At 71.9% G+C, this 18,715-nt stretch carries 17 protein-coding genes; 11 read left to right on the top strand and 6 right to left on the bottom strand.

What is annotated here, in order from left to right; genetic code table 11:
- Window positions 1-12: 12 nt before the first annotated feature.
- On the bottom strand, window positions 13-624 hold the full coding sequence (locus KVF89_RS02835; RefSeq protein WP_257423180.1) for a TetR family transcriptional regulator: 612 nt from the start codon (window positions 622-624) through the stop codon (window positions 13-15).
- A gap of 150 nt (window positions 625-774) precedes the next feature.
- Here KVF89_RS02835 and KVF89_RS02830 point away from each other — a divergent pair, with 150 nt between their 5' ends.
- From KVF89_RS02830 to KVF89_RS02820, 3 genes are read left to right on the top strand one after another with little or no spacing between them, the layout of a single operon-like run.
- Window positions 775-2,034 (top strand): glycosyltransferase family 4 protein, encoded by a 1,260-nt coding sequence (locus KVF89_RS02830; protein ID WP_257423178.1) that lies wholly within the window; start codon window positions 775-777, stop codon window positions 2,032-2,034.
- A complete protein-coding gene (locus KVF89_RS02825; protein WP_257423176.1) occupies window positions 2,034-2,783 on the top strand; it encodes a class I SAM-dependent methyltransferase in 750 nt (249 codons plus the stop codon). Before KVF89_RS02830 ends, KVF89_RS02825 begins: the two co-directional genes overlap by 1 nt.
- Complete coding sequence (locus KVF89_RS02820; RefSeq protein WP_257423175.1) at window positions 2,780-3,928, top strand: prenyltransferase; 1,149 nt, start codon at window positions 2,780-2,782, stop codon at window positions 3,926-3,928. Before KVF89_RS02825 ends, KVF89_RS02820 begins: the two co-directional genes overlap by 4 nt.
- Here the strand turns inward: KVF89_RS02820 and KVF89_RS02815 are convergent.
- Entirely contained in the window at window positions 3,899-4,558 is a 660-nt protein-coding gene (locus tag KVF89_RS02815; protein ID WP_257423173.1) for a class I SAM-dependent methyltransferase, read from the bottom strand. The genes KVF89_RS02820 and KVF89_RS02815 overlap by 30 nt on opposite strands.
- Before the next feature lie 65 nt (window positions 4,559-4,623).
- Between KVF89_RS02815 and KVF89_RS02810 the strand changes: the two genes are divergently transcribed.
- Complete coding sequence (locus KVF89_RS02810) at window positions 4,624-6,663, top strand: acyl-CoA dehydrogenase family protein (RefSeq protein ID WP_257423171.1); 2,040 nt, start codon at window positions 4,624-4,626, stop codon at window positions 6,661-6,663.
- Here the strand turns inward: KVF89_RS02810 and KVF89_RS02805 are convergent.
- Window positions 6,660-7,859, bottom strand: coding sequence for a DUF418 domain-containing protein (locus KVF89_RS02805; protein WP_257423169.1), 1,200 nt, complete (start codon window positions 7,857-7,859; stop codon window positions 6,660-6,662). The two genes, KVF89_RS02810 and KVF89_RS02805, sit on opposite strands and share 4 nt — an antisense overlap.
- A 60-nt stretch (window positions 7,860-7,919) precedes the next feature.
- On the opposite strand from KVF89_RS02805, the gene KVF89_RS02800 reads away from it, so the two are divergent.
- A complete protein-coding gene (locus KVF89_RS02800; protein WP_257423167.1) occupies window positions 7,920-8,792 on the top strand; it encodes a PaaX family transcriptional regulator C-terminal domain-containing protein in 873 nt (290 codons plus the stop codon).
- Here KVF89_RS02800 and KVF89_RS02795 read toward each other — a convergent pair.
- Complete coding sequence (locus tag KVF89_RS02795; protein ID WP_257423165.1) at window positions 8,789-10,048, bottom strand: alpha/beta hydrolase; 1,260 nt, start codon at window positions 10,046-10,048, stop codon at window positions 8,789-8,791. The genes KVF89_RS02800 and KVF89_RS02795 overlap by 4 nt on opposite strands.
- Before the next feature lie 67 nt (window positions 10,049-10,115).
- Here KVF89_RS02795 and KVF89_RS02790 point away from each other — a divergent pair, with 67 nt between their 5' ends.
- Entirely contained in the window at window positions 10,116-11,543 is a 1,428-nt protein-coding gene (locus KVF89_RS02790) for a WS/DGAT/MGAT family O-acyltransferase (protein ID WP_257423163.1), read from the top strand.
- Here KVF89_RS02790 and KVF89_RS02785 read toward each other — a convergent pair.
- Window positions 11,497-12,420 (bottom strand): alpha/beta fold hydrolase, encoded by a 924-nt coding sequence (locus KVF89_RS02785; protein ID WP_257423161.1) that lies wholly within the window; start codon window positions 12,418-12,420, stop codon window positions 11,497-11,499. The two genes, KVF89_RS02790 and KVF89_RS02785, sit on opposite strands and share 47 nt — an antisense overlap.
- Window positions 12,421-12,453: 33 nt before the next feature.
- Here KVF89_RS02785 and KVF89_RS02780 point away from each other — a divergent pair, with 33 nt between their 5' ends.
- The 5 genes from KVF89_RS02780 to KVF89_RS02760 are packed head-to-tail and all read left to right on the top strand — an operon-like array spanning window position 12,454 to window position 17,089.
- Window positions 12,454-14,622: an acyl-CoA dehydrogenase family protein gene (locus KVF89_RS02780; protein ID WP_257423160.1), complete on the top strand. Its 2,169-nt coding sequence runs from the start codon at window positions 12,454-12,456 to the stop codon at window positions 14,620-14,622.
- Complete coding sequence (locus tag KVF89_RS02775) at window positions 14,619-15,158, top strand: FAS1-like dehydratase domain-containing protein (RefSeq protein WP_257423158.1); 540 nt, start codon at window positions 14,619-14,621, stop codon at window positions 15,156-15,158. Before KVF89_RS02780 ends, KVF89_RS02775 begins: the two co-directional genes overlap by 4 nt.
- Window positions 15,155-15,541, top strand: coding sequence for a Zn-ribbon domain-containing OB-fold protein (locus tag KVF89_RS02770; RefSeq protein WP_257423156.1), 387 nt, complete (start codon window positions 15,155-15,157; stop codon window positions 15,539-15,541). Before KVF89_RS02775 ends, KVF89_RS02770 begins: the two co-directional genes overlap by 4 nt.
- Window position 15,542: 1 nt before the next feature.
- The gene (locus KVF89_RS02765) at window positions 15,543-15,920 is read left to right on the top strand and encodes a MaoC family dehydratase (protein WP_257423155.1); all 378 of its coding nucleotides are present in this window, start codon (window positions 15,543-15,545) and stop codon (window positions 15,918-15,920) included.
- Window positions 15,917-17,089 carry a lipid-transfer protein gene (locus tag KVF89_RS02760; protein ID WP_257423154.1) on the top strand — a complete coding sequence of 391 codons (1,173 nt, stop codon included), beginning with the start codon at window positions 15,917-15,919 and terminating at the stop codon, window positions 17,087-17,089. The genes KVF89_RS02765 and KVF89_RS02760 overlap by 4 nt, the downstream gene beginning before the upstream one ends.
- A gap of 59 nt (window positions 17,090-17,148) precedes the next feature.
- Here the strand turns inward: KVF89_RS02760 and KVF89_RS02755 are convergent, their stop codons facing one another.
- On the bottom strand, window positions 17,149-18,462 hold the full coding sequence (locus KVF89_RS02755; protein ID WP_257423153.1) for an HNH endonuclease signature motif containing protein: 1,314 nt from the start codon (window positions 18,460-18,462) through the stop codon (window positions 17,149-17,151).
- Window positions 18,463-18,715: the final 253 nt, after the last annotated feature.

Genomic DNA, 18,715 nt, shown 5'->3' with positions numbered 1-18,715 from the left:
GGCCCGATGGGCTCAGTCGCGCAGGATCAGGCCGACCGCGGTCTCCATGTGCGCCGCGGTCTCCGCTGCCGTGGAGCGGCCGGTCACCCAGGCCACGAGGGCCGACAGCCACACGTCGCCGATGACGCGCGCGATGGCCACGTCCTCGTCGGTGAGCGCGCCCTCGTCGGGCACGCCGCCGTGCATCGCATGGGTGACGATCGTGGTCATCGCCATGCCGACGACGTGGATCTCGTTGGTCACACTGCTGTCGGCGAACATGAAGGCGCGGGTGAGCGCCTCGGTGAGCTTGGGGTCGCCCTGCATGCCGCGTGCCATCCGCTTGAGGACGTAGAGCACGCGCTCGGCCTGCGTGTCGCCGGGGATGTCGCGCTCGTTGAGGCGCGCCGAGGCGTCCTCGAACTGGCGGCCCAGGGCGGAGACGAGCAGGTGGATCTTCGACGGGAAGTACCGGTACAGCGTGCCGAGGGCCACGTCGGCCTGCTCGGCGACCGCGCGCATCTGGACCGCGTCGAAGCCGCCGGACTTCGCGAGCTCATAGGTCGCATCGAGGATTCGCTTGCGGCGCTCCCGCTGTGCGGCCGATCCGAGATCGTCGGACGTGGACGGGTTCGCGATGGTCACGGGAAGTCCCCCCTGCGGTGCTGTGAAGAGTCGGGTCGATGTGCACCCAGTGGATAGGCTACCGGCAAGTAGCGCATAATTTGGAACACGTTCCACCACGTTTTCATTTCGGACTGCTCCCCGGGAGCAAGGCCTTGGGGAGAGGTACCTGTGCGGATCGCGATGCTGTCCTATCGCAGCAAGACCCACGTCGGTGGGCAGGGGGTGTACCTGCGTCACCTGAGCCGTGAGCTCACCCGACTGGGCCACACCGTCGAGGTGTTCTCGGGGCAGCCGTACCCGGCGCTCGACGACGGCGTCGCGCTGACCAAGGTCCCCAGTCTCGACCTCTACCGCGAGCCGGACCCGTTCCGCGTACCCAGGTTGCGAGAGTTCCGTGACCTGACCGACGTCCAGGAGTTCGCGATCATGTGCCTGGCCGGGTTCCCCGAGCCGCGCACGTTCTCCCGCCGGATCGTGAAGGTCCTCGCGGAGCGCAAGGGCGACTTCGACGTCGTGCACGACAACCAGGTCCTCGGCCACGGCATGCTCGACGTCGAGCAGGCGGCCGGTGCCCCGTTGCTCACCACGATCCACCACCCGATCACCTTCGACCGGCGCATCGACCTCGCGCAGACGCGCAACCCGTGGCGCAAGGTCACGCTGCGGCGGTGGTACGGCTTCTTGCGCATGCAGGCCCATGTCGCCAGGCGCGCGCGCTGGATCCTGACCCCGTCGGAGGCGTCCAAGCGCGACATCGCCCGCGACTTCGGGGTCGACCCCGCGAAGATGCAGGTCATCCTGCTCGGCGTCGACGACAACTTCGTGCCGCCGACCAAGCCGCGCGTCGCCGGCCGGATCATGGCGATGGCCAGCGCCGACGCCCCCATGAAGGGCATCGCGACGCTGCTCGAGGCCTTCGCCAAGCTGCGCACCGAGCGTGACGTCGAGCTGGTGCTGGTCACCCGCCCGGCTCCGGGCGGGCGCACCGAGAAGCTCATCGAGAAGCTCGGCATCGGCGACGCCGTCCGGTTCGCCCATGGGCTCACCGACGACGAGCTGGTCGAGCTGATGGGCTCGGCCGAGGTCGCCTGTGTGCCCTCGCTCTACGAGGGCTTCTCGCTGCCGACCGCCGAGATGATGGCCTGCGCGACGCCGCTGATCGTGTCCCGCGCCGGCGCGATCCCCGAGGTGGTGGGGGAGGACGGCGAGTGCGCCGACCTGGTCATCCCCGGCGACGTCGGCGAGCTGCTCCACGCCCTCGAGCGGATGCTCGACGATCCCGAGCGCCGTGCCCGGATGGGGGCCGCCGGCCGCAAGCGGGTCGAGGAGCAGTTCAGCTGGAAGGCAGTGGCGGTGAAGGTCGCCGCGGCGTACGAGAAGGTCATCGCCGACCATCGCGATGAGCACAGCAGCGAGGAGAAGAACTGATGCTGACCGTCGACTTCGACCGGCTGGGTCTGCGGCCCGGTGACCGCGTCCTCGACATGGGCGCGGGCGCGGGCCGGCACAGCTTCGAGATGTACCGCCGCGGTGCGGACGTGGTCGCGTTCGACCTCGACGCCGAGGAGCTCGAGGGCGTCCGCGACCTCTTCGTGGCCATGAAGGAGGCCGGCGAGGTCCCCGCGGGCGCCGAGGCCGACGTCAAGCAGGGTGACGCGCTCGCGCTGCCCTTCGCGGACGGCGAGTTCGACCGGATCGTCTGCTCCGAGGTGCTCGAGCACATCCACGACGACGTCGCGGCCATCCGCGAGCTGATCCGCGTGCTGCGCCCGGGCGGCACCCTCGCGGTGACGGTGCCCCGCTGGCTGCCCGAGGTGATCAACTGGCGCCTGTCGGCCGAGTACCACAACGCCGAGGGCGGCCACATCCGGATCTACACCGACCACGAGCTGGTCGACAAGGTCACCAAGGGCGGCAGGTTCAACGACGGCACCCCCGGCGACGCGATGCTCTTCGAGGGCAAGAGCCACACCCACGGGCTGCACGCGCCGTACTGGTGGATCAAGTGCGCCGTCGGCGTCGAGAACGACGGCAACCCGCTCGCGAAGGCGTACCACAAGCTGCTGGTCTGGGAGATCATGAAGCAGCCCAAGGCGCTCCAGCTCGCCGGCAAGCTCCTCGACCCGATGATCGGCAAGAGCATGGTGCTCTACTTCCGCAAGCCGCACCGAGCATGACGGCGACCCCCGAGGTCGCACTCTCGCGCCTGCCGTACGTCGACGGCCTCCTCACCGCCCAGCAGGTCGCGGACACCGCTGCCGCCATCGCGGCGATGCAGGAGCCGTGGGGTGCCGTGCCGTGGACGACCGGCGAGCACGTCGACATCTGGAACCACGTCGAGGCCGCCATGGCGATGCTCGTCGGCGGTCAGGTCGAGGCGGCCGAGCGTGCCTACGCCTGGGTGCCGACCATGCAGCGCCCCGACGGCTCGTGGCCGATGAAGATCGTGAACGGCGTCGCGGAGGACGAGCGCGGCGAGGTCAACATGTCGGCGTACTTCGCGGTGGGGCTGTGGCACCACTGGCTGGTGCGCCGCGACATCCGGTTCGTCGAGCGCTACTGGCCCTCCGTGCGGGCCGGCCTCGACTTCGTCGTGTCGCTGCAGGAGCCGTTCGGCGGCATCCGCTGGACGCCCGTCGACGACTTCTGCCTGCTCACCGGCAACTCCTCGATCTACCACTCGCTGCGCGCCGGTGTCGCGCTGGCCGACCTGATGGACGACCCGCAGCCCGAGTGGGAGCTCGCCGGAGGCCGGCTCGGCCACGCGGTGCGCACCCACCCCGACCGGTTCGCGGACAAGGCGAGCTACTCGATGGACTGGTACTACCCCGTCCTCGGCGGCCCGGTCCGCGGCGAGGCGGCCGCCGCGCTGCTCGCGCGGCGGTGGGACGACTTCGTCGTCCCCGGCCTCGGCATCCACTGCGTCGACACCAACCCCTGGGTGACCGGAGCCGAGACCTGCGAGCTCGCGATGGCGCTCGACGTCATCGGCGACCCGGAGTCGAGCCGCCGCGCCCTGCGACTGGTCACCGACATGCAGCACCTGCGCGAGTCCGACGGCCGCTACTGGACCGGCTGGGTCTACTCCGACGCCTCGCGGCCGGCGCCCGAGGGCGAGCCGCGCGACGTCTACTGGCCGCACGAGCACACGACCTACACGGCGGCCGCGGTCATCCTCGCCGTCGACGCGCTCGGGGAGACCTACGGCCACGCCACCCCGGGCTCGGGGATCATGCGCGGCACCTCGCTCGCGCCGCACTTCGACGAGATCGCGCTCGAGTGCGAGTGCCCGTCAGCGGAGCGGGTCTCCGGCCGCGCCTGAGACGCGCCGCAGCACCCGCAGCGAGCCGACGACCTCGATCTCCGTGAAGGCGCCGCCGGCCAGGGCAGGGAGGTAGATCTGCTCGTACGGCGGGCGCCCGCCGTCCGCGGGGTCGGGGAAGACGTCGTGGATGGCCAGGTAGCCGCCGGTCCCGACCCAGTGCGCCCAGCCCTGGAAGTCGGCGCGGGCCGGCTCCTCGCCGTGCCCGCCGTCGATGAAGAGCAGCGAGAGTGGCGTGCGCCAATGGGCGGCGACGGTGCTGGACCGGCCGACGACGGCGACGACGTGGTCCTCGAGGCCGGCGCGGGCGATGTTCTTGCGGAACTGACCGAGCGTGTCCATCAGGCCGAACTCGGGGTCGACGACGCTGGCGTCGTGGTGCTCCCAGCCGGCCTGGTTCTCCTCGGAGCCGCGGTGGTGATCGACGGTGAACACGGTCCCGCCCACGCGCTGGGCGGCGGCGCCGAGGTAGATCCCGGACTTCCCGCAGTAGGTGCCGACCTCCAGGCCCGGGCCGTGGGGGAGTCGCTCGAGGGCGATCCGGAAGAGCAGGTCGCCCTCGTCCGCGGGCATGAAGCCCTTGGCCGCGCGGGCGAGGTCCAGCAGGTCGGACGGCATGGTGTCGGTCACCGGGCCACTCTAGTAAACTGGAACTTGTTCTAGTTCCCACACCTTTCTGACTCCGCGGGGGATCCATGTCGATCGGCATCACCGACGAGCAGGTCGAGCTCGCCGACAGCCTGCGCAAGTGGGCGGCGAGCCTGTCCCCGCTGGCGGCCGTGCGTGCTGCGGAGGGTGACGTGCGTGCCGACTTCGCCGCGATCTGGTCGGCCGCCGACGAGATGGGCGTCGCGGCCATCGCCGTGCCCGAGAGTGCCGGCGGTGGAGGTGGCACGGTCCTCGACCAGGCGGTCGCGCTCGAGGCCTGCGCCCACGAGCTGGTCCCCGGCGGGCTCCTCGGCGCCACGATCGGGTCCCTGCTGACCGGTCGGCCCGGTCGGTACGGCGTGCAGGTGCACCCTGCCGGTGCCGTGTGGGACGGCGGCGCGGCCGTCGAGCGGCTGCTGCTCGACGGCGGCGACGTCACGCCCGAGGTCGGCGTCGACCTGAGCGCCCGGCACGCCCGCGTCTCCGCTCCGGCCCTCACGAGCGCCGGCGACGACCGCCGCCGGCTCCTCGCCGTCACTCTCGCCGCCGCCGAGGCTGCCGGCGTGACCCGCTGGTGCCTGGAGACCGCCGTCGACTACGCCAAGGTGCGTGAGCAGTTCGGCCAGCGGATCGGTGCCTTCCAGGCCGTCAAGCACCTGTGCGCCCAGATGCTCGAGACCGCGGAGGCGGTCACCGCCGCCGCCTGGGACGCCGCCGCGGCCGCTCCGGCGACCGATGCGGGGGAGGGCGACGTCGAGCAGTGGTCGTTCGCCGTCGACGTCGCTCACGTCACCTGCTTCGACGGAGCCGTCGAGGTCGCCAAGGCCTGCATCCAGGTGCTCGGGGGCATCGGGTTCACCCACGAGCACGACGCCCACCTCTACCTGCGCCGCGCCCTCACGCTGCGCGCCCTCGCGGGGTCCGCCGATGCCGCGGCCGAGCGGGTGACCGCCGCCGCCGTGGCCGGGGTGCGACGCCGCGTCGACGTCGACCTCGAGGGCCGCGACGAGGCGGTCCGCCCGGAGGCACGGGCCACCGCCGAGCGGATCGCGGCGCTGGCAGCGGGCGAGCGGCGGGCGGCGCTCGTGGACACCGGCTACCTCACGCCGCACTGGCCCGCGCCCTACGGCCTCGGCGCCGACCCCGCCACGCAGATCGTCATCGACCAGGAGCTGGGCAGGGCGGGCGTCGTCCGGCCGGACCTGGTGATCGCCGGCTGGGCCGTCCCGACGATCCTCAGCCATGGCACGGACGCCCAGCGCGAGCGGTTCGTGCGGCCCTCGCTGCTCGGCGAGCTGACCTGGTGCCAGCTGTTCTCGGAGCCGGGCTCCGGCTCCGACCTCGCCTCCCTGCGCACCCGCGCCGCGAAGGTGGACGGCGGCTGGTCGCTGACCGGGCAGAAGGTGTGGACGTCGGTGGCCGAGCGCGCCGACTGGGGCATCTGCCTGGCCCGCACCGACGCCGACGTGCCGCAGCACAAGGGCATCACCTACTTCCTCGTCGACATGCGCTCGGCCGGCATCGAGGTCCGGCCGCTGCGCGAGCTCACCGGTGAGGCCCTCTTCAACGAGGTGTTCCTCGACGAGGTCTTCGTGCCCGACGAGTGCGTCGTCGCGGAGCCCGGCGACGGCTGGCGGCTGGCCCGCACCACCCTCGCCAACGAGCGGGTGGCGATGGCGAGCGCCCGGCTCACCAAGAGCGTGGAGCGAGCCGTCGAGCTCGCTGACACTCGCGACCTCGGTCCGGTCGATCGGGTCGAGGTGGGCCGCCAGGTCGCCCTCGCCACCGTCTGCGCCCTCCTCGGCGTCCGCACCACCCTGCGCGCCCTCGGCGGCCACGGCCCCGGCGCCGAGTCGAGCGTCGCCAAGCTCCTCGGCGTCCGCAGCCGGCAGGACTCCTCCGAGCTCGTCGTCCGGCTCCAGGGCGACGAGCTCGCGCTGCTCGGCCCGATCGGCAAGGAGTCCGGCGACCCGCTGGCCGCCGACGTCTGGGAGCAGCTCAACACCCGCTGCCTGTCCATTGCCGGCGGGACCACCCAGATCCTGCGCAACGTCGCCGGCGAGCGGATCCTCGGCCTGCCGCGCTAGGAGACGCGGGACGTGCGCCGCCACGGAGGTACGCCGAGTACCGTCCACGCCCGCAGCAGCCACTCGAGCGGACCGTAGGCGTGGCCCCGCAGCCACCACCGGCTCACCGCGAGCTGGACCACGAACAGGATGATCGCGATCGCCGCGACGCCGGCCGGGTGTACCCGGCCGACCAGGCCGGCGCCGTACCCGGTGAAGAGCAGGGCGCAGACCAGTGACTGCCCGAGGTAGTTGGTCAGTGACATCCGGCCGGCGGGAGCGAACGCGGCGAGCGCCTGCTGGCCGCGGCGCGTGTCGAAGAGCCGCAGCATCGTGGCGCCGTAGGCCGCCGCGAGGAGAGGCGCGGTCAGCACGTCGATCCCGAGGGCGAGCACCTGGTAGGCGCTCTCGGGGTGGCGCAGGCTGGCGTGTGCGTAGACGAGCCCGCCGGCCAGCCCGACGGTGAAGCCGGCGACCTGTAGGCGGCGCAGCAGGGGCAGCAGGGCGCCCGGGTCGGCGAGCGCCCGGCGTCGGCCGACGGCGAGGCCGACGAGGAAGGCCGCGAAGGCCGACGGCGCCTGGAAGAAGAGCAGCAGGAAGGCCACGTCCGGCAGCTGGTCGAGATGTACGCCGATCACCGAGCCCGGATCGCCGCGCAGTGCCTCGGTCGCGGCGGCCGCGTGCTCGGCGGTTCCGGCCGGGATCGTCCCTCCGCCTCCGGCCTGGTGGACGGCGAGGGCCAGGGCGCCGTACGCCAGGGCGGTGACCACGAGCACCACCACCGCGGTGCGCACGGCTGCCCGCGGCGCCAGGTCGCGCACCGCCAGCAGGACCAGCCCGAGGAGGGCGTAGAGCGTCAGGATGTCGCCGGGGAAGAGCAGCACCGCGTGCAGCGCCCCGAGCGCGAACAGGCCCGCGAGCCGGCGCAGGAAGCGCGGTCCGAACCGGGCGCCGCTGCGGGTCGCGGAGTCGATCTGCAGGGTGAAGCTGTAGCCGAACAGGAAGGAGAACAGCAGGAAGAACTTCGCCTCGAAGAGCGTCGCGACCAGCCAGCGCACGCCGTGGCCGAGCGGGTCGTCGGTGCCGGGGTCCTCCAGGCCCGTGCCGTGATAGGCAGAGGCCAGGTAGGTGATGTTGACGACGAGGATCCCGAGCAGCGCGAACCCGCGCAGGCCGTCGACGTGGGCGAGGCGTCCGGGAGATCGTCGTGTGCTCATGACCAAGAACTATCATTTCAAGTACGGTCGTAGTCAAAACGAGCGAAAAGAGTGTGGGAGATGAACCGCCCGATCCCGACCCGGCTGCTGGTGGACGCGCTGGTGCGTGAGGACGGCGTCGTCGACGCGGGGGAGCTGTACGACGTCGCGGCTCTGCTCGGCATGACCGACCAGCAGGTGCGGCTGTGCCTGAAGCGACTGGTCGCCGAGGGGCGGTTCGCCCACGAGGGCCGGGGCCGCAAGGCGGTGATCACCGCGTTGGCCGATCCGGGGCACCCGAGCGGGGCACTCGCCCCCGATGCCGAGCACGTCCGCTACGCGTACCGGCAGGATGCCGGCCTGGAGCCGTGGTCGGGGACCTGGCACCTGTTCGGCTTCGCCGTACCCGAGTCGCGCCGGTCCGCTCGGGACGAGCTGCGCGAGACCCTCGTCCACCTCGGCGCGGCGCCGTTGCCCGGCGGGATGTACGTCGCGGCCAACGCGATCGGCGACCTGGTCGAGGCGCGTGCGCGGCATCTCGACGTGCACGACGCCCTCAGCGTGCTGACGACCCGCGACCTGCGGGTCGGCGGGACGGACGATCCCCGTCGGCTGGCCGCCTCGCTGTGGCCGCTCGACGAGATCGCCGAGCGGCATCGGGCGCTTGCCGCGCTCGCCCGGAGGGCGGCCGCCCGGATCGCGGCCGGCGAGGTCGTCACCGGCGCGGAGCGGACCACGCTGACCGTCGAGATCGCCGCCGAGTTCGACCGCGCACTGACCCCCGACCCGCTGCTCCCACCCGAGCTGCTGCCGCGGCCGTGGCCGGGGGCCGAGGCCCGTCGGCTCGCCCGTGAGTGCTGGGCAGCCCTCGAGGCGCTGCCGCCCGCGCCGGGGGAGTCCGACGCGCCGTTGCGGCTCTTCCGGCTGTACGACGACCCGGGCGGGCCTGCCTAGGCCTCCTGGGCCGCCGGTGCCGACAGGGCGGCCCGATGGCGCTGCCAGTGCCAGTGCAGGAAGCGGTCGGTGGCGCGGACGAGGTGCTGCGACCGGATCGACGGGAAGATGTCGAAGGCATGCTGCGCGCCCGGCAGCTCGGCGTAGGTCACGGTCCGCCTCGAGGTCGCGCGCAGCGCCGCGACGAAGGCCCGCGCCTGGCCCGGGTCGACCAGGGTGTCACGCGAGCCGTGGACGACGAAGAAGTCGGGGGCGTCGGCCGTCACCCGCAGCAGCGGGCTGGCCTCCTCGAAGGCGGCACGCTCGGAGCTGGGGGACCGCTTGAACACGATAGGGGCGAGGAACCTGTCCCGCATCAGCTCGGCGGTCCTCAAGCCACTCGCGCCGGCGAGGTCGTAGACGCCGTAGTAGGGGACGGCGGCCTGGACGCTGGTGTCCGCCGCCTCGAAGCCGGGCTGGAACTCCGGCGCGTTCGGCGTCACGGCGGCGAGGGCGGTGAGGTGGCCGCCGGCGGAGCCGCCGGTGATCGCGATGTACGCCGGGTCGCCGCCGTACGCGGTGATGTGCTCCTTGATCCACGCGATCGCCGCCTTCACGTCGACGATCTGGGCCGGCCACGGGTCACGAGGTGCGAGCCGGTAGTTGATCGCCACGCAGACCCAGCCCTTGGCGGCGAGATGCTGCATCAGGGGCAGGCCCTGCTGGTCCTTGTTGCCGATCGTCCAGGCGCCGCCGTGCACCTGGAGGAGCACGGGCGCCCCGGACGCCGGGGTGACCTCGGAGGTGTAGACGTCCAGCAGCCCCCGGCGCCCGTACGGCGCGAACGGGATGTCCCGGTGCACCTCGACCCCCGCCCGGCGGGCGGCGGCGCGGAAGGCGAACGGGTTGGCGATGCGTCGCCAGGGCGTGGCCAGCTCGGCCGGGGTGAGCTTCGCGTCGAGCTGCTCGACGTAGTCGACGCCCAGTCCCTCGACCAGCGCGTCCTCGGCGTCGGTGACCGCCTGCCGGCTCTGTCGGATGAGGTGCACCAGGCCGGCGCCGGCCAGTCCGGCGAGCGTGAGCCCGCGCCAGTCGCGCCGGGACCCGGTGGCGTGGGCGGCGGCGTCGGCGGCGGTGAGGCCGAGGAGATGAGGGGCCAGCTCGCCGGTGAGCCAGCCGGCGAAGAAGGCCGGGATCCCGGCGCGGGACCCGGGCAGGGGCCGGATGGCGTTGGCGGTCAGCGCCGCGGTGACGAGCTGGCGGCCTACGAATCCCATGACCCGAGAATATCCGGATCGTTGTGAGAAACTGATACTCGTTCTAGTTTTCCATGGGGGTTGGCGGATGGATCGGCTGTCGGGACTGGATGCGAGCTTCCTCTACCTGGAGACGCCCGCCCAGCTGATGCACGTGTGCGCGGTGATGGTGCTCGACCCGGCCACCATGACCGCGTCGTACTCCTTCGCCGCCATGCAGCGCGAGATCGACCTCCGGGTGCGTGACGTCCCGGGCTTCACGCGCAAGGTCCGTGGTGTGCCGCTCGGGCTCGACCACCCGGTCTGGGTGCGCGACCAGGGCTTCGACATCGAGCGTCACGTCCACCGCCTCGCGCTGCCGACGCCCGGTGGGTACGCCGAGCTCATGGACCTGTGCGCCCATCTCGCGTCACTGCCGCTCGACCGCTCACGTCCGCTCTGGGAGATGTGGGTGATCGAGGGCTATCGGCCGCAGGGGAGCGCGGAGGAGAAGGTCGTCGTGTTCGCGAAGATGCATCACGCGACCGTGGACGGCGTCTCCGGCTCGAACCTGATCTCGCACCTGTGCTCGCTCGAGCCCGACGCGCCGCCGTTGGTGCCCGAGAACGCCCCGCACCCGCGGGACCCCGGGCGCGGGGAGCTGCTGGGCCGGGCCGTGATCGGCACCGCGACCCGCCCGGTGACCCTGGTCAAGGTGCTCAAGCCGTCCGCGCAGCTGGTCACTCGGAGCATCGGCCGCGCCCGGCGCGGTACGGCGATGGCGGCGCCGTTCTCCGCCCCGCGCACCTCGTTCAACGGCACCATCACCTCGCACCGGTCGATCGGGGTGGCCGACCTGGACCTCGAGGAGATCCGTCGGATCAAGAAGGTCACGGGGACGACGGTCAACGACGTGGTGCTCGCGGTCTCCGGCGGAGCGCTGCGGTCCTACCTGGCCCAGCGCGACGAGTTGCCCGAGTCCTCGCTGCTGGCCACCGTCCCCGTGAGCGTGCGCGACAGCTCGCGCCGAGCGACGGGCGCCAACAAGGTCTCCGCGCTGTTCACCAAGCTCGGGACGGACCTCGACGACCCCCTGGCGCGGCTGCGGATGCTGGCCGAGCGCAATCGGCATGCCAAGGAGCACCACAACGCGATCAGCGCGGACGCGCTCCAGGACTGGGCGGAGTTCGCGGCGCCGCGCACCTTCGGGCTCGCCGTGCGTGCCTACGCCAACCTGCGTCTCGCCGAGCGGCACCCGGTGGTGCACAACCTGGTCATCTCCAACGTGCCGGGGCCGCCGATCCCGCTCTACTTCATGGGCGCGCGGATCGACGCGATGTGCCCGCTCGGCCCGGTCTTCCACGGTGCCGGCCTCAACGTCACCGTGATGTCTAATGCCGGGCAGATGCACGTGGGCGCGATCGCCTGTCGGGAGTCGATGCCCGACGCCGACGCGCTGGTCCGGCACTTCCCGGCCGAGCTGGCGAGGCTCAGCGCGGCGGTGGACGCCGCTGGAGGTCCCGGCGCCGCGCGTTGACTGTCGCGGCCGCCTCGACGAAGCGCGGCACGAACCTCTCGGCGCCGAGCACGCACCCGGCGTGCCCGTCGTCGACCTCGTGCAGGGTCGCGCCGGGGATCGCCCGGGCGAGGGCGAGCTGCCGCTGGGTCGGGATGACCCGGTCGCGCATCATCGCGACCACGGCGGTCGGCACGTCGATCCGGGAGAGCCAGGGCCGGGAGTGGTGCCGGCCGAGTGCGGCGAGCGCCTGCCCGACCGCCCACGGGCTGGTCGACCGGAACTCCCGCAGCGCCCACTCGTGCAGGTCCGACGGCTCCAGGTCGACCCCGCGGGCGGCCGCCCGCGCGGCCCTGAGCGCGGTCCGGGACCGCGACACGCCGCGCAGCGCGAGCATCGTGCTGCCCATGCCGAGGAAGAAGCCACGCTCGGCGGCGGTCAGCTGGAACCGGTCGGTGGTCGCGCCGAGCACCAGCCCCTCCACCTTGGCGGGGTGCTGACGCCAGACCCGCTGCGCGACGATCGAGCCCATGGAGTAGCCGCCGACGATGACGTCGCGCAGGTCCAGGAGGTCGATCAGCGCGGCGACGTCGTCGGCACAGTCGGCGAGGCTGAACTCCTCGCTCTGGATGCCGCGGCCGTGCCAGCGCTGGTCGAGCGTGACCACGCGGAACCGCCGGGAGAGCGGCTCGATCGCGGGGAACCAGGTGAGCAGGCCGGTCGTGCCCAGCGCGTGCAGCAGCACGATCGTGGGGGACGCGGGGTGCGGTCCCGGCGTGTCGGTCACGAAGGTCGCACCGCCGCGGCCGGGCAGCTCCAGCATCCGTCCCGGAGGGATCCGGGTGGGCGGCAGCCGGACGCGGTGCCGTGCGACGTCGATGAGTGAGACGGCCCCCATGCGGCCAACACTAGAACACGTTACAGTTTCGCTGTGGATGCAGAGTCGATCAACGCAGTCCGCGCCGTCGTCGGCGAGGTCCTGGAGCGCGAGTCCGACGCCCGCGAGTGGTCCGCGTGGGCCACCGCCGGGCTGACCTCGCTCCCCGTTCCCGAGGAGCACGGCGGCGAGGGACTCGGTATCGACGCGATCGCGGTGCTGCTGCGCGAGAGCGGACGTCGGGCGGTGCGGGTCCCGGCGTGGGAGACGCTGTGCTGCGGCGCGCTCACCCTGGCCGACCACGGCACCGACGCCCAGCGCAAGGAGCTGCTGCCGGGCATCGCCGCCGGCGACCTGCTGGTGACACCAGCACTGCGCGGTGAGGCGACGTACGCCGACGGCAGGGTCTCCGGTCGCAAGCTCGCCGTCACCTACGCGGAGCGCGCCCACCGCCTGCTGGTCCTCGCGAGCGAGGGCGAGCGCGAGGTCGTCGTCCTCGTCGATCCGACCGGCCCCGGCGTCACCCTGCTGCCCGCGAGCGCGTCGAGCGCCTCCCCCCAGCACACCGTCGTGCTCGACGGCGCGCCGGCCGAGCCACTGGCCGACGGTGCGGTGGAGGCCGCCGCCCGCCTCCGCGACCTGGCCCGCGCGGGTCTCGCCGTGACGGCGGCCGGCGTCCTCTCCGGCGCCCGCGACCTGACGGCGGAGTACGTCAAGGGTCGCCAGCAATTCGGTCGCGCCCTGGCCGAGTTCCAGGCCGTGTCGCTGCAGATGGCCGACGTCTACGTCACCTCGCGCACCCTCGACCTGGCCGCCGACAACGCCGTGTGGCGGGTCGCCGAGGGCCTCCCGGCCGCCGACGACCTCGCCGTCGCGGGCTACTGGGCGAGCCAGGTGGCGCCGTACGCCTTCCGCACCTGCCACCACCTCCACGGAGGCATGGGCGTCGACATCACCTACCCGCTCGTCGCGCTGACGACGTGGGGCACCGACCTCGCCCACGCACTCGACACCACGGCCGCCGACGTCCCCGTCGAGGGCGCCGGCGCCAAGAACCTCGAGCTCACCGAGGACCAGCGTGCCCTCAAGGCGCGGCTGCGCGAGTACTTCGGCGGCGTCGCGGCCGAGTTCGACGGCCTCCACGACCCCGACCCCGTCGAGGGAGCCTGGAACCGCCACGGACCGACGTACGAGCGGATGATCCGCCGCCTCGGCACCGACGGCTGGATGGGTGTCGGCTGGCCGAAGGAGTACGGCGGCCACGGGCTCGGCGAGGTCGAGCAGACGATCTTCGCCAACGAGGCGCAGTACGCCGACGTGCACCTGCCGTCGGTCACGCTGCAGACCGTCGGGCCGACCCTGATCAAGTACGGCACCCAGCAGCAGAAGGATCTCTTCCTGGAGCGCATCCTCAAGGGCGACGTGCACTTCGCGATCGGCTACAGCGAGCCCGATGCCGGCACCGACCTCGCGTCGTTGCGCACGACGGCCAGGCGGGACGGCGACCACTACGTCGTGAACGGCCAGAAGATGTGGACCACCGGCGGCCATCAGGCCGACTACCTCTGGCTGGCGGTGCGCACCGACCCCGACGCCCCCAAGCACAAGGGCATCTCGATCCTCATCGTGGACACGAAGGACCCCGGCTACAGCTGGACGCCGATCATCACCGCCGACGGCTCCCACCACGTCAACGCGACGTACTTCAACGATGTCCGGGTCCCCGTCGACATGCTCGTCGGCGAGGAGAACCAGGGGTGGCGGCTGATCACCACGCAGCTCAACCACGAACGGGTCATGCTCGGCCCCGCCGGCCGGATCGAGGGCCTGCGTGACCGCGTGGTCCGCTGGGCCGCCGCCGCCGGGATCCTCGACCGGCCCGACGCCCGCGAGATCCTCGGCAGGGTGACGGCGGTCTTCCGGATCAACGAGCTGCTCAACTGGGAGGTCGCCCGGGCCGCGGCCGCGGGGGAGATCAAGGTCGCCGACGCGTCCTCCTCGAAGGTGTTCGCCTCCGACCAGGTGCAGCACCTGCTCGCCGACCTCATCTCGCTCGTGCACCGCCACGGTGACGCGGGAGAACCGGAGACCAGGAGGTTGCTCGACTACCTCGACGCGCAGGCCAAGCGGAACCTCGTGCTCACCTTCGGCGGTGGGGTCCAGGAGGTCCAGCGCGAGCTGATCTCGATGTTCGGACTCGGCCTGCCGCGGGTGCCCCGATGAATCACCCCGCGAGCGAGGCTCTGGTGGACCCGGCCGTCCACGAGAAGATCATGGCCGAGGCGGAGCGGATCAAGGGCTGGGGCGAGGCCGCCGAGCGGTTCGCCCGCGACGAGGTCAACCAGCCGACGATCAACAACTGGCTCGAGGCGATGGGCCTCGACAACCCGCGGTTCAAGGCCGGCGAAGCACCGCCGTCGATGGCCCAGGTCTGGACCATGTACGGCCTCGGCGGCAGGCCGTCGGAGGACGACCCGCTGCACGCGATGATGCGCGCGCTCACCGGCGCCGGCTTCACCGCCGTCCTCGGCACCAACTGCGAGCAGTCCTACGACCGCTACCTCGAGGTGGGGGAGCGGCTGCGGGTCACCACCGCTCTCGACTCCGTCGTCGGCCCGAAGGCCACCGGCATGGGCGTCGGCTACTTCGTGACCTCGCGCAACACCTGGTACGTCGACCATCCCGACGGGCGTGGTGAGAGGGTCGCGACCATGCTGTTCCGGGTGCTGAAGTTCATCCCGAGGGAGAAGACGTCGTGAGCGGCCCGGTACGCCCGGTGATCAATCGGGACAACGCCTACTTCTTCGAGGGCACGTCGGCGCGCGAGCTGCGCATCCAGAAGTGCAATGCGTGCGGCGTGCTGCGTCACCCGCCCGGCCCGGCCTGCCCGGACTGCGGCGCCTTCGACCGTGGCTACGTCGTGGCCACGGGGGAGGGGACGGTCTTCTCGTACCTCGTCCACCACGCCCCGCAGGTGCCCGGCAAGCAGCTGCCACTGGTCATCGCCCTGCTCGATCTCGATGAGGGCGTGCGGATGGTCGCCGAGGTGACCGAGCCCGTCGAGATCGGCGACCGGCTGCAGGTCGGCTGGAACGTGATCGACGACGACCTGACCCTCCCGATCTGGACGAAGGCGGACTGACATGAATGTGGGCGACCGGCTCCCCGAGTGGAGCCTGCCGATCACCCCGACGCTGGTGGTGTCGACGGCGATCGCGACCCGCGACTTCCAGGACGTCCACCACGACCGCGACATCGCGCAGGCGGCCGGCTCGAAGGACATCTTCGTCAACATCCTCACCTCGACGGCGCTCTGCGAGCGCTACGTCACCGACTGGGCCGGCCCCGACGTGCAGATCCGGGGGATCTCGATCCGGCTCGGCGCTCCGGCGTACCCCTACGACACGTTCACCTTCTCCGGCGAGGTCACCTCCGTCGAGGACGGTGTCGCCACGATCAAGGTGGTCGGCTCGGTGTCGCTGGGTGACCACGTCATCGGGACCGTGACGGTGGCCGCATGAGCGAGCGCACCCTGTCCGGCAGGGCCGCCATCGCCGGCATCGGCGCGACCGAGTTCTCCAAGGAGTCCGGTCGCTCCGAGCTCCAGCTGTCCGTCGAGGCCGTCCGGCACGCCCTCGCAGACTGCGGGCTCACGCCCGCCGACGTCGACGGCCTGGTCACCTTCACGATGGACACCTCGTCCGAGATCGCCGTGGCCCGCGAGCTCGGCATCCCCGAGCTGCGCTTCTTCAGCCGGATCAACTACGGCGGTGGTGCCGCGTGCGCGACCGTCCAGCAGGCCGCGATGGCCGTCGCCACCGGGGTCGCCGACGTCGTCGTCGCCTACCGCGGCTTCAACGAGCGCTCAGGCGACCGCTTCGGCCAGGTCTCCAACTGGGCGGCCGCGCAGGTCAACACCAACGGCCTCGACAACGCCTGGACCTACCCGCTCGGCCTGTCCACGCCGGCCGCGACGGTCGCGATGCAGGCTCGCCGCTACATGCACGAGTACGGCGCCACGTCGGCGGACTTCGGCCGGGTCGCCGTCGCCGACCGGAGGCACGCCGCCACCAACCCGGCCGCGTTCTTCTACGGCAAGCCGATCACGCTCGAGGACCACCAGGCCTCCCGGATGATCGCGGACCCGCTGCACCTGCTCGACTGCTGCCAGGAGTCCGACGGCGCCGTCGCGCTGGTCATCGTGTCGGCGGAGCGGGCCAGGGACTTGGCCCAGCAGCCGGCGTACGTCGTCGCCGCCGCTCAGGGCTCGGGGCGCGACCAGTTCGTGATGACGTCCTACTACCGCGACGACATCGGCATCCCCGAGATCGGCATCGTCGGGCGCGAGCTGTGGAAGCAGTCCGGGCTCACCCCCGCGGACATGCCGATGGCGGTCCTCTACGACCACTTCACGCCGTACGTCCTCATGCAGCTGGAGGAGCTGGGGTTCTGTGGTCGCGGCGAGGCCAAGGACTTCGTCAAGGACGGCGCCATCGAGGTCGGTGGCCGGCTCCCGATCAACACCCACGGCGGTCAGCTCGGCGAGGCCTACATCCACGGGATGAACGGCATCGCCGAGGGCGTGCGCCAGATCCGCGGCACCTCGGTCAACCCGGTCGCCGACGCCCACCACGTGCTGGTCACCGCCGGCACCGGCGTGCCGACGAGCGGGCTGATCCTCTCGGCCTGACCGCCCGACCGCGAGCACGCCACGATCCCCGCCGGGAGGCGGGGTGTGGGGCGGGGTGGCTACTCGTCCGGTGGGCTGGGGTCGTCGGTGTCGTGGATGGGGTGGGTGCCGTGGTGGTCGACGCGGAACCGGTGGCTGGTGGGGCTGGTCCAGATGTAGGTGGCCGGCATCGGGGTGTCGTAGGCCCAGGTGGAGTGGGTCTTCGCTCGATGGTGCCGTCGACATAGCGCCACCTCGTTGCACGGACAGGTGAGTCCGCCCTGACCGTAGGGTCGGGCGTGGTCGATGTCGCAGCGTTGCGCGGGTCGGGTGCAGTGGGGGAACCGACAGGCGTGGTCGCGCAGGTTCACGCGGGTGCGGTGGCGGTCGGGGATCTCATAGGACCCCACGGGGACATGGTCGGCCAGGTCGATGACCGGTCGCACGATGATCGTGGTGTCCTTGGTCCGCAGCCATTCCCGGATCTGGACCGAGGTGATCGGGCAGCGACCCTCCTCCCACCGACCGACCGGGTTCGCCAACGGGTGATCGTCGCTGATGGTGGTGTCGGTGATGTGGACGTTGAGGATCACCTTGCGGCCCGGGACGGTCGCGATCACCTCTCCGGTGTCGGGGTCGGGGATCAGCAGGTCCAGGGCGAGGTCCTGGCGGGCGAGCTCGGCCGCTGCCTTGGAGCGCCGCACATCCAACGCCGAGTCGTCACCGAGCCGACCGAGGGTCTCGGCTCGTCGGGCGACCGCCTGGTTGAGGTCGTGCCCGTCGGCGGCATCCATGAGGGCGTCGAGGTGGACCAGACCGTGCTCGTCGACCCCACCGATGTCGAACCGACGACCGTCAGCCACGGCCCGTCGTTCGGCCTCGGCCTGCTCGGGGTCGAACCGGACGATCGCCTCGGCCACCAGGCGTTCGAGCTGTGCCCACCCGACCCCGGAGGCATCCCAGAGTTGCCGGTCCACGAACGCCGCCGCGTCGGCTGAGAGGGGGCGGGTGAGGTCGGCGATCCGTTCGGCCCGCCACGGCGCCAACCGCCCCGCGACCACGGCGGCGTAGACGTTGGGGAGTCGCCAGGCGCACTCGATGACCCGCCCGACATACGCACGGCCACCGTCCGGGGTGCGGCCCAGGACCGCGATGAGCTCCATCAACGCGAACTCGCTGACCAGGGGTGCACCTGGTCCGGCGATCGGGACGCCGGTGTCGAGGTAGTCCTCGGTGATGGTCGCCGCGCCTTCGGGGCTGTCGATGATGTGGTCGCCGGCCCATTCGACGATGCCCGCCCATTCGCGGACCAGGGAGGCCTGGCGTCCTTCGACCTCGGCGCGCAGCCCGGACAGCAGCGAGGCTGTCGTGCGGGGCTGGGTTCCGAGATCCATGCCTGGATTCTCCCACCCGGCTACGACACTTCAAAGCGCCGTAAACCCGCTTGTGGACAAGGGAAACTCGATCGGTGGGGTGTGGAGAGCCAACGTCACCATCGGTGACAGAAGTGCCCGAACCACGGCCTCCGGACCGTAGCCCGACCGCCGAACCCGGCCCCCTCCCGACCTTCCTCGTCGCTGCCTTTCGGAATGGAACCGGCCACCCCACCGCAGCCCGCGGACAGCTCTCTCGCCGCACGACCGGACG

The organism is Nocardioides carbamazepini, from assembly GCF_024614185.1.
GTDB lineage: Bacteria > Actinomycetota > Actinomycetes > Propionibacteriales > Nocardioidaceae > Nocardioides > Nocardioides carbamazepini.
This window is presented reverse-complemented; position numbering and strand designations above follow the sequence as displayed.